11 protein-coding genes are annotated in these 14326 nt (G+C 67.6%); 8 read left to right on the forward strand and 3 right to left on the reverse strand.

The window, feature by feature from the left end; genetic code table 11:
- Nucleotides 1-13: 13 nt before the first annotated feature.
- Nucleotides 14-1234: a YbfB/YjiJ family MFS transporter gene (locus AC1DN0_RS21070; protein WP_477111853.1), complete on the reverse strand. Its 1221-nt coding sequence runs from the start codon at nt 1232-1234 to the stop codon at nt 14-16.
- Nucleotides 1235-1429: 195 nt separating this feature from the next.
- Here AC1DN0_RS21070 and AC1DN0_RS21075 point away from each other — a divergent pair, with 195 nt between their 5' ends.
- The 3 genes from AC1DN0_RS21075 to AC1DN0_RS21085 all read left to right on the forward strand — a co-directional run bounded on the left by AC1DN0_RS21075 (nt 1430) and on the right by AC1DN0_RS21085 (nt 4632).
- Nucleotides 1430-2308, forward strand: coding sequence for a LysR family transcriptional regulator (locus AC1DN0_RS21075; RefSeq protein ID WP_477111854.1), 879 nt, complete (start codon nt 1430-1432; stop codon nt 2306-2308).
- Nucleotides 2309-2413: 105 nt separating this feature from the next.
- Complete coding sequence (locus AC1DN0_RS21080) at nt 2414-3868, forward strand: NfeD family protein (protein WP_441636571.1); 1455 nt, start codon at nt 2414-2416, stop codon at nt 3866-3868.
- 2 nt (nt 3869-3870) lie between these two features.
- Nucleotides 3871-4632, forward strand: a complete 762-nt coding sequence (locus AC1DN0_RS21085) for a slipin family protein (RefSeq protein ID WP_477111855.1) — start codon at nt 3871-3873, stop codon at nt 4630-4632.
- Between the two features lie 147 nt (nt 4633-4779).
- Here the strand turns inward: AC1DN0_RS21085 and alaS are convergent, their stop codons facing one another.
- A complete protein-coding gene (alaS, locus tag AC1DN0_RS21090; protein ID WP_477111856.1) occupies nt 4780-7404 on the reverse strand; it encodes an alanine--tRNA ligase in 2625 nt (874 codons plus the stop codon).
- Between the two features lie 330 nt (nt 7405-7734).
- On the opposite strand from alaS, the gene AC1DN0_RS21095 reads away from it, so the two are divergent.
- From AC1DN0_RS21095 to AC1DN0_RS21105, 3 genes are all read left to right on the forward strand, one after another.
- Nucleotides 7735-8955 carry a CaiB/BaiF CoA transferase family protein gene (locus tag AC1DN0_RS21095; RefSeq protein ID WP_441636565.1) on the forward strand — a complete coding sequence of 407 codons (1221 nt, stop codon included), beginning with the start codon at nt 7735-7737 and terminating at the stop codon, nt 8953-8955.
- 131 nt (nt 8956-9086) lie between these two features.
- Nucleotides 9087-9542, forward strand: coding sequence for a DUF2214 family protein (locus AC1DN0_RS21100; protein WP_441636563.1), 456 nt, complete (start codon nt 9087-9089; stop codon nt 9540-9542).
- A gap of 88 nt (nt 9543-9630) precedes the next feature.
- On the forward strand, nt 9631-10653 hold the full coding sequence (locus AC1DN0_RS21105) for a tripartite tricarboxylate transporter substrate binding protein (protein ID WP_477145969.1): 1023 nt from the start codon (nt 9631-9633) through the stop codon (nt 10651-10653).
- Nucleotides 10654-10739: 86 nt separating this feature from the next.
- On the opposite strand, the gene AC1DN0_RS21110 is transcribed toward AC1DN0_RS21105, so the two are convergent.
- Entirely contained in the window at nt 10740-12485 is a 1746-nt protein-coding gene (locus tag AC1DN0_RS21110; RefSeq protein WP_477102303.1) for a potassium/proton antiporter, read from the reverse strand.
- A gap of 350 nt (nt 12486-12835) precedes the next feature.
- Here AC1DN0_RS21110 and AC1DN0_RS21115 point away from each other — a divergent pair, with 350 nt between their 5' ends.
- Complete coding sequence (locus tag AC1DN0_RS21115; RefSeq protein ID WP_035866512.1) at nt 12836-13297, forward strand: tripartite tricarboxylate transporter TctB family protein; 462 nt, start codon at nt 12836-12838, stop codon at nt 13295-13297.
- Nucleotides 13298-13309: 12 nt separating this feature from the next.
- On the forward strand, nt 13310-14326 hold a 1017-nt coding region (locus AC1DN0_RS21120), incomplete at its 3' end, for a tripartite tricarboxylate transporter permease (RefSeq protein WP_477145970.1).

The following is a 14326-nucleotide window of genomic DNA, read 5'->3' on the forward strand; positions in this document are numbered from 1 at the left end:
CCCGGCCCCGCCCTCACGCCGCGGCCGGGGTGGACTCCGTCCGGCTCATCCAGGCGAAGATCGCGCCCCCCAGCAGCAGGGCCGCGACCGCGCAGCACAGCGAAGCCGCGAAGCCGCCGCTGCGCGCCACCAGGGCCGTGGCCAGCGGCGGCCCGACGATCTGGCCGAGGCCATAGCTGGCGGTCATCAGGCCCATCAGGCGCTGCGCCTGCGCGCCCCACAGCCGCCGTGCCTCGCGCATGGCGAACGACACCAGCGCGTTGAAAGGCAGCCCCGCCAGCATGCTGCTGAGCGCGAAGCCGGCCACCGTCGGCCAGACCACCGCGATGGCCACGCCGATCGCCTGCATGGCATAGGTAAAGGCCAGCAGCCGGCGATTGTCGCGCTCCGTGCTGACGCGCGAGGCCACGAAGGCGCCGATGATCACGCCCACGCCGAAGATGGGCCAGAACAGGTCGGCCCATAGCGAGCCCGGCATGGCCTGGCGCGCGATCACAGGCAGGAAGGTGGCGGTAATGATGTAGCCGAATCCGGCCAGGCCATAGGCCAGCGTGAGCAGCCAGGTCTCGCGGTTCAGCCGCGGCGCCGGTGGCGCCAGCGCGGCCGGTCCGCCGGCGTGCGCGCCGCGCGGCGCCGGCGTGAAGATGTGCCAGGTCGCACCAACCAGCAGCACCGCGAGCACGCCGAAGGCCAGCCAGCCCCAGCTGGCTCGCCAGCCGGCACTCACCATGGCGAAGGCCGAGACACCAGTAAAGACAATACCGATCCCCGGCCCGCAAAAGATCACGCCGCCCAGCGGTGCCCTGCCCAGTTCGGCCAGCCGGTGCATGCACCAGGCCGAGCCGTAGACCATGACCAGCGCGCTGGCCACGCCGGCCGCGGCGCGCCACAGCCCCCAGGCCGCCATGCCGCCGGGGGCGGCCATGCCGAGCGTCAGCAGCACAGTGGCAACCAGCCCGCAGCGGACCATGCGCGCCGGATCGGGACGGATGAACAGGCAGGCTGCGGCGCCGGCGAAGTATCCCAGGTAGTTCAGCGTGGCGAGCCAGCCGCCCTCTCCCAGCGTGACGCTGCCGTCGTGCAGCATCATGGGCAGTAGCGGCGTAAAGGCGAAGCGGCCGATGCCCATTGCCACGCCCAGCGCCGCCAGGCCCGCCAGCGCCACGGCCCAGACTCCGGGCTGCGTACTAACCGGCGCAATGGCGCTGACAAGCTGACGGTCGGCGCTGCTCATCTACGCGCGCGCCCGGTGGAGGGCGATGGAGAGTGTCGAGTTCATGGCAGCATGCTACGCTCGGATCGGCAAACCAAAAAATGAATAATTGAGAACACAATCATCTTCATTCAAGATGATTCCGCTGCGTATGCGGCAACCAGCCGCTACCACTCGTCACCACCCGCTTCCGCCTACCTGTCAATGGAGATCGCAATGGACCTGGCCTCCCTGGAGATCTTCCGCGCCGTGGTCGAGGAAGGCGGCGTCACGCGCGCCGCCGCCCGCCTGCACCGCGTGCAATCCAACGTCACCACCCGCATCCGGCAACTGGAAAGCTCGCTCGGCGTCGAGCTGTTCCTGCGCGACGGCAAGCGCATGGTGCTGACGCCCGCCGGAAAAACCTTGTTCGACTACGCCCGGCGCGTGCTGGACCTGGCCGAAGAAGCGCGCCAGGCTGTACTGCCAGCCAAGCCGCAAGGCCGCCTGCGCATCGCCTCGATGGAAAGCACGGCGGCCAGCCGCCTGCCCGCCGTGCTGGCTGCCTATCACCAGGCCTGGCCGGATGTGCAGCTCGAACTGGTGACCTGCACCACGCGCCAGGCCATGCAGGCGCTGGCGCGCTTCGAGGTGGACTGCGCCTTTGTGGCCGAGCCCCTGGATGACCCCGCGCTGGCGTGGCTGCCCGCGTACCAGGAGGAACTGGTCCTGGTCGCGCGCGAGCGCCACGCGCCCATCCACAGCGCCGCCGACCTGGAAAACCGCACCATGCTGGCCTTCGAATCCGGCTGCAACTACCGCGCGCGGCTGGAAGCCTGGTTTGGCGCCAGCGACAGCCTGCCGCGCCGGGTGCTGGAGCTCGGCTCCTACCACGCCATCATTGCCTGCGCCGCCGCTGGCATTGGCGTGGCCATTGTGCCGCGCTCGGTACTTGGCCTGTACCGCGACCTGCCCAAGATCAGCATCCACGGCCTCGGCCCGGCCGGYCAGGTCTGCACACTGCTGGCCTGGCATCCGGCCATGGCCAGCACCGCGCTGGGTGCGCTGGCCGACACGTTCCGCGCGTCGCAGCCTGGCCTCGCCGCGGCGGCCTGAGTCCATTCGCCACGCAACGCGGCTGGCGCACACCGGCAAGATGTGCCCGGTCGCCTACACTGGAAGTGGCGCCGCGTTTGCACCCCTCGTGCCGGCGTCACTGCCATGAAGCATGCCCAGATGCTCTTTCGATGGCTTGCCGCCGGCCTCTTGCTAGCCGTTGCCGCGGCCGTGGCCACGCCCGCCACGCCAGCCAACGCGCAGGCAAGTGCCCCTGAGCCGGCGTCCACGACCGCCCCCACGGCAGCCAGCATCGCCAATGCCAGGGCGCCCGTCGTCGTGATCGCCCTGAAAGGCGCGGTCGGCCCGGCCAGCGCCAGCTTCATCCTGCGCGGCATGACGCGCGCGCGCGAGGCCGGCGCCCAGTTGATCGTGCTGGAGATGGACACGCCGGGCGGGCTGGACCTGTCGATGCGCGAGATCATCCAGGCCATCCTGGCCTCGCCGATACCGGTGGCAAGCTATGTCTATCCAGGCGGCGCGCGCGCGGCCAGCGCCGGCACCTACATCCTCTATGCCAGCCATATCGCGGCGATGGCGCCGGGCACCAATCTTGGCGCCGCCAGCCCGGTGCAGATCGGCATCGGCGGGCCGCAAAAGCCGGAAACCGCACCGGCCTCGGCGCCCGCGAGCGCGCCGCCGCAAGACGTCATGGAGCGCAAGCAGATGCATGACGCCTCGGCCTATATCCGCGGCCTGGCGCAACTGCGCGGGCGCAATGCCGAGTGGGGCGAGCGCGCGGTCCGCGAGGCGGTCAGCCTGTCTGCGAATGAAGCCGTGACGCAGCATGTTGCCGATCTGATCGCACCCGACCTGCCCGCCCTGCTGCGCGCCGTGGATGGGCGCCGCATCCAGGCGGCCGGTGCGGAGCGCGTGCTGCGCACCGCGCAGGCGCCGGTGCAGGTGCTGGAACCGGACTGGCGCGACAACTTCCTGGGGGTCATCACGGATCCCAGCGTGGCGCTGATCCTGATGATGGCCGGCATCTACGGCCTGATCTTCGAGTTTTCCACCCCGGGCATGGTGGTGCCCGGCGTAGGCGGCGCGATCTGCCTGCTGCTGGCGCTGTTCGCGCTGCATATGCTGCCGGTCAGTTACGCGGGGCTGGGGCTGATTGCACTGGGCATCGGCTGCATGGTGGCCGAGTTGTACCTGCCGACCTTTGGCGCACTGGGCGTGGGCGGCATCATCGCTTTCATCTTCGGTGCGGTGATGCTGATCGACACCGACGTGCCCGGCTTCGGCATTCCGCTGTGGCTGATCGGCAGCCTGGCCCTGGCCAGCGCGCTGTTCCTGTTCGCGGTCTGGACGCTGCTCTGGCGCGCGCGCCGCATGCCTTCGATCAACGGCGGCGATGCCTTGATCGGTACGCCCGGCGTGGTGCTGGAAGACCTCTGGGACGATGGCTGGGCCGAAGTGCGCGGCGAACGCTGGCAGGTGCACAGCGCCATGCCGCTGGCGCGCGGCCAGCACGTGCTGGTCATCGGGCGCCACGGGCTGCTGCTCGAGGTACGGGCCACGGACGCGGCCCCGATTCAATCATCCACCCAAGGAGCTTGATCATGGCATTCGGATTCAGCGCAGGCGGTCTGGTCTTCCTGATAGCCCTGCTGATCGTTTCGTCCATCCGCGTGCTGCGCGAGTACGAGCGCGGCGTGGTGTTCATGCTGGGGCGCTTCTGGAGGGTCAAGGGGCCGGGGCTGGTGATCCTGATCCCGGCGGTGCAGCAGATGGTGCGCGTGGACTTGCGCACGGTGGTGATGGACGTGCCGCCGCAGGACGTGATCTCGCGCGACAACGTGTCGGTCAAGGTGAACGCGGTGGTGTACTTCCGCGTGATCGACCCGGAGCGGGCCATCATCCAGGTAGCGAATTTCCTCGAAGCCACCAGCCAGCTGGCGCAGACCACACTGCGCTCGGTGCTGGGCAAGCACGAACTCGACGAGATGCTGGCGGAGCGCGAGCAGCTCAATATCGATATCCAGAAAGCGCTGGATGCCCAGACCGATAGCTGGGGCATCAAGGTGTCCAACGTGGAGATCAAGCACGTCGACCTCAATGAATCCATGATCCGCGCCATCGCGCGCCAGGCCGAGGCCGAGCGCGAACGGCGCGCCAAGGTGATTCATGCGGAGGGGGAATTGCAGGCTTCGGTGAAGCTGCTCGAGGCGGCGCAGATGCTGGCGAAGGAGCCGCAGGCAATGCAGTTGCGCTACCTGCAGACGCTGACGCAGATCGCGGGGGACAAGAGTTCGACGATCGTGTTTCCGCTGCCGATCGACATCCTGACGCTCGTGGGGAAGCTGAGCCGCGCGTCGACGTAAAAAAAGCGCCGGGGGCGCCTTTTCGATGCTGCGGGGGATTCAGACTCCTGCCGGTTTGCTCCCTCTCCCCCTGAGGGGAGAGGGAGAGACAGCCGGCGGATGGTGTTGACCCAGCCAGTCGGCTTCGTTTCAAGCCTCGGCGTTGCCTCAGACCTTGGCCGCCACCCACTCGCCGACGCCAGCCAGCGCCTTGGGCAGATTGGCCGGCTCCGTGCCGCCGGCCTGCGCCATGTCCGGACGGCCGCCGCCCTTGCCGCCGACCTGCTGCGCGACAAAGTTGACCAGCTCGCCGGCCTTGACCCTGCCAGTGGCATCGGCGGTAACACCGGCGATCAGGCTGACCTTGCCGTCGGCCACGGCGCCCAGCACGATGGCCGCGGTGCCCAGCTTGTCCTTGAGCTTGTCCATGGTCTCGCGCAGCGTCTTGACGTCGGCGCCGTCAAGCTGGGCTGCCAGCACCTTGATGCCCTTGACGTCGATGGCCTGCGCCGCCAGCTCGTCGCCCTGCGAGGCGGCCAGCTTGCTCTTGAGGCGTTCCAGCTCCTTCTCCAGCGCGCGCACCTGTTCCTGCACCTGGCCGATACGCGGCACCAGCTCGGACGGTTGCGCCTTGAGCGCGGCGGCGGCTTCGTTCAGCTTGGCGTCCAGCGCCTGCAGGTAGTGCAGCGCGTTATCGCCGGTGATGGCTTCGACGCGGCGGATACCCGCTGCCACGCCGCCTTCCATCACGATCTTGAACACGCCGATATCGCCGGTGCGGGTCACGTGGGTGCCGCCGCAAAGTTCCTTGGAGCTGCCGATCGACAGCACCCGCACGTCGTCGGCGTACTTCTCGCCGAACAGCGCCATGGCGCCGCTCTTGACGGCGTCGTCGAAGGGCATGACTTCGGCGCCGGTGGCCGCGTTCTGCAGGATCTCGGCGTTGACGATTTCCTCCACGCGGCGGATCTGCTCGTCGGTCATCGCGGCATTGTGCGAGAAGTCGAAGCGGGTCTTGTCGGCATCGACCAGCGAGCCCTTCTGCTGCACGTGGCTGCCCAGCACTTCACGCAAGGCCTTGTGCATCAGGTGGGTGGCCGAGTGGTTGCGCACGGTGCGCGCGCGGCGCTGCGCATCGACCTGCGCGGTAACGCTGTCGCCCACCTTGAGCGCGCCGCCCGCCAGGGTGCCCTGGTGGCCGAACACGTCGGCCTGCACCTTGGTGGTGTCGGCCACGGTGAAGACGGCATCGCCGTTCTTCAGTTCGCCCTGGTCGCCGGCCTGGCCGCCGGACTCGGCGTAGAACGGCGTGTTGTCGAGCACCACCACGCCGGTCTGGCCGGGCTGCATGGTGTCCACGGCGGCGCCATCCACATACAGCGCGGTGATCTTCGCGCCGTCCACGCCCAGCTTCTCGTAGCCGTGGAAGGTGGTCTTGTCGCCCTTGTACTCCAGGCCGGCCGCCATCTTGAACTTGCCGGCCGCACGGGCCTGCTCGCGCTGGCGGTTCATGGCCGCGTCGAAGGCGGCTTCGTCCACCGTCAGTTCCTGCTCGCGGCACACGTCCTGCGTCAGGTCCAGCGGGAAGCCAAAGGTATCGTGCAGCTTGAAGGCGAGTTCGCCGTCGAGCACCTTGCCGCCCTTGAGCTTGATATCGGCCAGTGCGGCATCGAGGATGGACATGCCGTTCTCGATGGTCTCGAAGAAGCGCTCTTCCTCGGCCTTGAGCACTTCCACCACACGCGATTCGGCCTCGGCCAGCTCCGGATAGGCTTCGCCCATCTGCGCCACCAGGTCGGCTACCAGCTTGTGGAAGAACGGCGTCTTCTGGCCCAGCTTGTAGCCGTGGCGGATGGCGCGGCGGATGATACGGCGCAGCACGTAGCCGCGGCCTTCATTGCCGGGGATCACGCCGTCGACGATCAGGAAGGCGCAGGCACGGATGTGGTCGGCGATGACCTTGAGCGAGTTCTGGTTGAGGTTGTCGGTATGGGTCTCGCGCGCGGCACCCTTGATCAGCGCCTGGAACAGGTCGATCTCATAGTTGCTGTGCACGTGCTGCAGCACCGCGGCGATACGCTCCAGGCCCATGCCGGTGTCGACGCAGGGCTTGGGCAGGCGCGGCATATTGCCTTGCTCGTCCCGGTTGAACTGCATGAACACCAGGTTCCAGATCTCGATGTAGCGGTCGCCGTCTTCCTCCGGCGATCCCGGCGGGCCGCCCCACACTTCCGGGCCGTGGTCGTAGAAGATTTCCGAGCAGGGGCCGCAGGGGCCGGTGTCCGCCATCTGCCAGAAGTTGTCCGAGGCATAGCGCGCGCCCTTGTTGTCGCCGATGCGCACGATGCGCTCCGCCGGCACGCCGACTTCCTTGGCCCAGATGTCGTAGGCTTCGTCGTCTTCCGCGTACACCGTGACCCACAGCTTCTCGGCCGGCAGCTGGTAGACCTTGGTCAGCAGCTCCCATGCGTACTGGATGGCCTCGCGCTTGAAATAATCGCCAAACGAGAAGTTGCCGAGCATTTCAAAGAAGGTGTGGTGACGCGCGGTGTAACCCACGTTCTCCAGGTCGTTGTGCTTGCCGCCGGCGCGCACCGAACGCTGCGACGAGGTCGCGCGGGTGTAGGGGCGCTTGTCGGTGCCCAGGAACACGTCCTTGAACTGCACCATGCCGGAATTGGTGAACAGCAACGTCGGATCGTTCCCCGGCACCAGGCTGGACGAGCGGACCACGGTATGGCCCTTCGATTCGAAGTACTGCAGGAACTTGCTGCGGATGTCGGAGACTTTCATGTTCTGGGCAGGGCGTCCGGCGGCGTGGCAGGGCGCTGTCGGTCAAGATGGAGGATTTGCAAACCATTGATTATACGGGGAAGCCCCGCCGCGCGGCAGCCCGCCGGGGATTCGTCGCGCGCGGCCCGCGGCGCCCCGCCCCGGCACACTCCCCGCATGGCGCGATGTGCTCCCGGCGGCGTGCCGGTGGTAAAGTGCTGGCTGTCCCTGCCGGACGCCCCCGGGCCGGTTTCACGCCTGCCCCGACTGCCCCGCAAGCCGCCGCCCAGACAGACGGCGGGGCCGCCCGGCCTTCCCTTTGCCACTCTTGCCGGATCCGCATCACACCCCATGGGAGCTTTAAGCCACCTCCGCGTCCTCGACCTGACCCGTGTTCTCGCCGGGCCCTGGTGCGCCCAGAACCTAGCCGACTTCGGCGCCGACGTGATCAAGATCGAGCGCCCCGGCGCCGGCGACGACACCCGCACCTGGGGCCCGCCCTGGCTGCAGGACGGCGCGGGCCGCGATACCGCGGAGGCCGCCTACTACCTGGCGGCCAACCGCAACAAGCGCTCGGTCACCTGCGACATCAGCACGCCCGAAGGCCAGGAACTGGTGCGCGCGCTGGCCGCCCAGAGCGATGTGGTGCTGGAGAACTACAAGGTCGGCCAACTGAAGAAGTACGGCCTGGACTACGACTCGCTCAAGGCGATCAAGCCGGACCTGATCTATTGCTCGGTGACGGGCTTCGGCCAGACCGGTCCCTACGCGGCCCGCCCCGGTTACGACTTCATCATCCAGGGCATGGGCGGCTTCATGAGCCTGACCGGCGAGCGCGACGACCTGCCCGGCGGCGGCCCGCAGAAGGCCGGCGTGGCCATCTCCGACCTGATGACCGGCCAGTACGCCACCATCGCCGTGCTGGCCGCGCTGGCCCACCGCGAGCGTACGGGCGAAGGCCAGTACATCGACATGGCCCTGCTCGACGTGCAGGTGGCCATGCTGGCCAACATGAATACCAATTACCTGGCCAGCGGCGTGGCGCCCAGGCGCTGGGGCAACGCGCACCCCAACATCGTCCCCTACCAGACCTTCCAGGCCGCCGATGGCTGGATCATCGTCGCGGTGGGCAATGACGGGCAGTTCCGCAAGTTCGTCGCCGCCGGCGGGCGCCCCGAGCTGGCCGACGATCCGCGCTTCGCCACCAACCCGCAGCGCGTGGCGCACCGCGACGTGCTGGTGCCGATCATCGCCGAGATGGTCAGACCGCGCACCCGCGCCCAGTGGATCCTCGACCTGGAAGCCGCCGGCGTCCCCTGCGGCCCGATCAATACCCTGGACGACGTGTTCGACGATGCCCAGGTCAAGGCGCGCGGCCTGCGCGTGGACCTGCCGCACCCCAGCGCCGGCGAAGTCAAGCTGGTGGGCAGCCCGATCAAGATGAGCGCGACGCCACCCGAAGCCGTGCGCCACCCGCCGCTGCTGGGCGAACACACGGATGCCGTGCTCGGCGACATGCTGGGCTATACGCCGGAGCAGATTGCCGCACTGCGCGCCAAGGGCGTGCTGTAAGTCAGGCATGGCCGCCTGCGCCGCTCCGGCGGCGCGGGCGGAAAGTTGCAGTAGCCGTAGCGAAACAAGCAGAGAACCTTACCCTGTGCGCGCCGGCGTCCGGCGCGTGCCCCACCAAGAGAGGAGTTTGGATGCTGACCGACGCCCTGCTGGCCTTCCTGCACTTTACTTTCATCTTCCTGCTGATCGCCCTGATGACCGCCGAGGCCGTCGTGCTGCGGCCCGGCATGACCCCGGCCACGCTCAGGCGGCTCTCGGTCTACGACCTGATCTACTTCCTGTCCGCCATGGCGGTGCTGGCGACCGGCCTGCTGCGGCTGTTCTACGGCGCCAAGGGCGCGCAGTTCTACCTGCACAACCCGTGGTTCCACGCCAAGATCACTGTGTTCGTAGTGATTGCGCTGTGCTCGCTGCCGCCCACCTTCGCCATCCAGCGCTGGCGCCGTCAGGCGCGCAGCCTGCCGGACTTCGTGCCGATGCCGGCCGAGCTGAAATCCGCCCGGCGCTGGGTCATGATCGAGGCCCACCTGCTGATCCTGCTGCCGCTATGCGCGGTGATGATGGCGCGCGGCATCGGCATGAAGTAGGCTCCGCCAGCTTGTAAACGAGATTCCCAGCCGCCAGGCCCAGGCCGCCTCGCGCGCCCAGATTCCCAATCCCTACCGACGCATCCCCATGTTCAAGCAAAAACTTGCCGCGGCGCTGTTCGCCGCAGCCCTGCCCGCCATTGGCATCCTTGGCGCCATCGGCGCGGCGCCAGCCGCCGCCGCGGCCGCCTACCCGGTCAAGCCCCTCAAGTTCGTGGTGCCCTACCCGGCCGGCGGCCCGCTCGACACCGTGGCGCGCGCCATCGGCGACAAACTCAAGGACAGCCTTGGCCAGCCCGTCGTGGTGGRAAACCGCCCCGGCGCCGGCGGCAATATCGGTGCCGACTACGTGGCCAAGCAGCCCGCCGACGGCTACACGATCGTGATGGGCGCGGTAGCCACCCACGCCATCAACCCGACGTTGTTCGCCAGGATGCCTTACGACCCGGTTAAGGACTTCAGCCCGATCACGCTGGTGGCCGACGTGCCCAACGTGCTGGTCATGCATCCCGGCAAGGCCGCCGAGCTGCATATCGGCAATGTGCGCGAGCTGGTGGAGTACGCGCGCAAGAACCCCGGCAAACTGGACTATGCCTCGGGCGGCAACGGCAGCGCCGGCCACCTGTCCGGCGAGTTGTTCAAGAGCCTGGCCAGGGTGAGCATGGTTCACATTCCCTATAACGGCGCGTCGCCCGCGCAGTTGTCGGTGCTGTCCGGGCAGACCGACATGATCTTCGACAACCTCGCCTCGGCCTCGGCCAATATCAAGGCCGGCAAGCTCAAGGCGTTTGCCGTCACCACCGCCACGCGTGCCGCCGCCTTCCCCGAGTTGCCGACCATTGCGGAGGCTGGCAAAGGCTTGGGGCTGGAGGGCTTTGACATCTCCACGTGGTTCGGCGTGTTCGCGCCGGCCAATACGCCGAAGGAGATCGTCGACCGTCTCAACCACGAGATCGTGGCCATCCTCAAGACCGACGACATGAAGGCCAGGCTGGCCCGGATTGGCGCCCAGCCGGCGCCGACCACGCCGGAGCAGTTCGGGGCGCTGGTGCAGCGTGAGTTGAAGAAGTATGCGCAGATCGTCAAGGTGTCTGGTGCCAAGGTGGACTGATCCGCCAGGCAAAACGCAGCCCCTTGAATGAAAAACGGCCCGCGCGGGCCGTTTTTCATTCCTGCTCGGGGCGTCCCCGCCAGCCGTCAGGACACCTCCGGACTGGTCGCGCCGGACTCCGCGCGCGGCAGCAGCAAGCCCACCTGGATGATGCGTGGCCCGTCCATGCGCGTCACGGTCAGCTTCAATCCAGCGATCTCCACCGCGTCGCCCTCCACCGGCGGCGACGTAAATGCCTTCTGCATGGCAGCTTCCAGCGTCCGGGCGGCTTCGTCGGCGCTCAGCTCCCGCGTACCGTAAAGCCCCGCCACATCCCGCAGCATGGCCTCCCCGGACAAGAGGAAATCATGGCTTGCCTTGCCCCAGGCCGGCGCCGGCCCGGGGCGGTGGAACAGCAGCGCCAGCATCGGCACGCTGGTGGCAGGCGCCAGGATGGCAACCACGTCGCCGGCCGCCAGCATGGTCTGCTCGGGTGCTACCAGGGCCTTGTCGCGCACCACCGTCAGCAAGCGGCAGCGCGGCGGCAACTCAAGCTGGTCGCCGCGCAGGTTCTCGGTGGGGGAATCCGCCCCGACCCTGAACTGCATCACCTCCAGCGCCGGCCCATGGGTGCCGTGCAGGCGCGCGCGGGCCAGCGGCTCGGGATAGGCGGGCCGCAACACACGCGCCAGCCGTGCCGCCAGCGGCACGGTGGTGCCCTGCAGCAGCAGGCTGGCCAGCACCACCGCAAACGCAATGCGAAACAGCAGCCCGGAGTCCGGCATGCCCTGCAGCATCGGGAACAGCGCCAGCACGATGGGCACGGCCCCGCGCAAGCCCATCCACGCCACGAAGCCCTTCTCGCGCGCGCTGAAACGGAACGGCAGCAGCGCCAGCCAGACTGCCGCCGGGCGCGCCACCAGCATGAGGAAGGCCGCCACCGCCACCGCCGGCAGCGCCACTTCCCAGATCCGGTGGGGCGCCACCAGCAGGCCAAGCAGCAGGAACATCGCGGACTGCGACAGCCAGGCCATGCCATCCATCGCCCGCATGGTGTCGGCGCTGACCGCACGGTCGCGGTTGCCCACCAGGATGCCGGTCAGGTAGACCGCCAGGAAGCCGCTGCCGCCCGCGGTCTGCACGATCGCGAACACCATGGCACCGCCAGAGCACAGCAGGATGGCCTGCAAGCCTTCGGCCACGCGCATGCGCTCCATCACATTGGCCAGGCAGTAGCCCAACCCGAGCCCGAGCAAGCCGCCCACCCCAAACTGCACCAGCAGGCGCCACACCAGCGCGCCGGGGCTCAGGCCGGCGGGCGCGGCGATCCAGTCGATCAGCGTCAGGGTCAGGAAGATGGCCATCGGGTCGTTGATGCCGGACTCGATCTCCAGCACGCTGGCGACCCGCTCCTTGAGCCGGATGCCGCTGGTATTGAGCAGCGAGAACACCGCCGCGGCATCGGTCGAGCCCACGATGGCGCCCAGCAGCAGGCCGAGCTTCCAGTCGATCTCCAGCACCCAGGCGGCGAACAGGCCCACCAGCCCGGTCGTGACCAGGACCCCGACGGTGGCCAGCGACAGGGACGGCCGCAACGCAACCCGGAAAGTCGCCAGCCGGGTACGCAGGCCGCCATCGAGCAGGATCACCGCCAACGCCAGGTTGCCGACCAGGAAGCTCAGCCAGGTGTTGGCAAAGCGGATGCCGCCGGGGCCATCCACGCCAGCCAGCATGCCGACCGACAAGAAGACAAGCAGGAAAGGCACGCCCAGGCGCGCCGAGAAGGCGCCCACCACAATGCCCAGGGACATCACGATGGCGCCGATCAGGATGACATGGTCAATGCTTTCCAAGACGGCTTTCCCTTTCAGTACCAATGCCGCGCCGCATCGGCCGCGGGCTGCGTACGCGGCGGCAACGGCAGCGCAGCCGACGATGATAACGCAGCGCCATGTCAGCACTGCCGCGCCCCCGTTGCGAGGCGCAATCCGGCGCCGGCGCCATGCCGTCCGGCCCGCCTTCATATGTCGCCTAGGGAGATACCCGGAGATTGACCATTTTTGCAGACATCTGAAAGGTAGCTGAAAGGTCCCCCCCTTAATTTCCACCCTGCCAGCGGCAGGACGAATGCAAGCGTCATTTTTGCGCACTGCAACATCGACGGCCGCACGGATTTCAAGCAGTTTTTTCGAGGAGAATCATTTTGCGCATTCGTAGCCAAAAGGACTTTGCCTCCGGCCTGATGTTCATCCTGGTCGGATTCGGCTTTTCCTGGGTCGCACGTGGTTATTCCATGGGCACCGCCGCCAAGATGGGCCCGGGATATTTCCCGTTCTGGCTCGGCATCGTGCTCGCCCTGCTGGGCGCGCTGGTGCTGTGGGGTTCCCTGTCCGCCAAGAAGGAAGAAGATCAGCTGGCGCGCTGGGACATCAAGACGCTGTTGTGGATCCTGGGTTCGGTGGTGCTGTTCGGCCTCATGCTCAAGCCGCTGGGCATGGTGTTGTCCGTGCTGGTCCTGGTACTGGTGTCCTCGATGGCCAGCCATGAATTCAGCTGGAAAGGCGCTGTCGCAAACGCGGTCATCCTGGTGCTGATCAGCATGGGTGCGTTCGTGTATGGCATCAATCTGCAGATGCCGGTGTGGCCTGCATTCTTGGCAGGTTAAGGAGACGGCCATATGGAACTACTAGCCAACCTGGGCCTCGGCTTCTCGACCGCCCTGACGCTGCAAAACCTGGCATACGCCTTCCTGGGCTGCGTGCTGGGTACCCTGATCGGCGTGCTGCCGGGCCTGGGGCCTCTGGCCACCATCGCCATGCTGCTGCCGGTGACCTACACGCTGCCGCCGGTGGCCGCGCTCATCATGCTGGCCGGTATTTACTACGGCGCCCAGTACGGTGGCTCCACCACCGCCATTCTGGTCAACCTGCCGGGTGAATCGTCGTCGGTGGTGACTACCATCGATGGCTACCAGATGGCCAGGCGAGGACGAGCGGGGGTGGCGTTAGCCACCGCCGGCCTGGGCTCGTTCTTCGCCGGCTGCGTGGCTACCCTGATCCTGGCGGCATTTGCTGCGCCGCTGTCGGAACTGGCGTTCAAGTTCGGTCCCGCCGAATACTTCTCGCTGATGGTGCTGGGCCTGATCGGCGCCGTGGTGCTGGCTTCCGGTTCGCTGGTCAAGGCCATTGCGATGATCGTGCTGGGCCTGCTGCTGGGCCTGGTCGGTACCGACGTGAACTCGGGCGCGGCGCGCTTCTCCTTCGACGTGCCTGAACTCACCGACGGCCTGAACTTCGTCTCGGTGGCGATGGGTGTGTTCGGTTTCGCGGAAATCATCGCGAACCTGGAACAGAAGGATGCCCGCGAGACCTTCACCGACCACATCACCAACCTGTTCCCGACCAAGGAAGACTTCAAGCGCATGATCCCCGCGGTGCTGCGTGGCACGGTGCTGGGTTCGGCGCTGGGCATCCTGCCGGGTGGCGGTGCTGCGCTGGCTTCGTTTGCGGCCTACTCGCTGGAAAAGAAGACCTCGAAGTACGCGCATGAGTTCGGCAAGGGTGCCATCGAAGGCGTGGCAGGCCCGGAATCGGCCAACAACGCCGCTGCGCAAACCTCCTTCATCCCGCTGCTGACGCTGGGCATTCCGCCCAACGCGGTGATGGCGCTGATGGTGGGTGCGATGACCATCCAC

The organism is Cupriavidus sp. 05N39 (assembly GCF_056397325.1).

Bases quoted from the DNA above. Each gene is read 5' to 3' on its own strand.
- AC1DN0_RS21070 (WP_477111853.1), bottom strand. From the start codon at position 1,234: ATGAGCAGCGCCGACCGTCAGCTTGTCAGCGCCATTGCGCCGGTTAGT.
- AC1DN0_RS21080 (WP_441636571.1), top strand. From the start codon at position 2,414: ATGAAGCATGCCCAGATGCTCTTTCGATGGCTTGCCGCCGGCCTCTTG.
- AC1DN0_RS21085 (WP_477111855.1), top strand. From the start codon at position 3,871: ATGGCATTCGGATTCAGCGCAGGCGGTCTGGTCTTCCTGATAGCCCTG.
- alaS (WP_477111856.1), bottom strand. From the start codon at position 7,404: ATGAAAGTCTCCGACATCCGCAGCAAGTTCCTGCAGTACTTCGAATCG.
- AC1DN0_RS21095 (WP_441636565.1), top strand. From the start codon at position 7,735: ATGGGAGCTTTAAGCCACCTCCGCGTCCTCGACCTGACCCGTGTTCTC.
- AC1DN0_RS21100 (WP_441636563.1), top strand. From the start codon at position 9,087: ATGCTGACCGACGCCCTGCTGGCCTTCCTGCACTTTACTTTCATCTTC.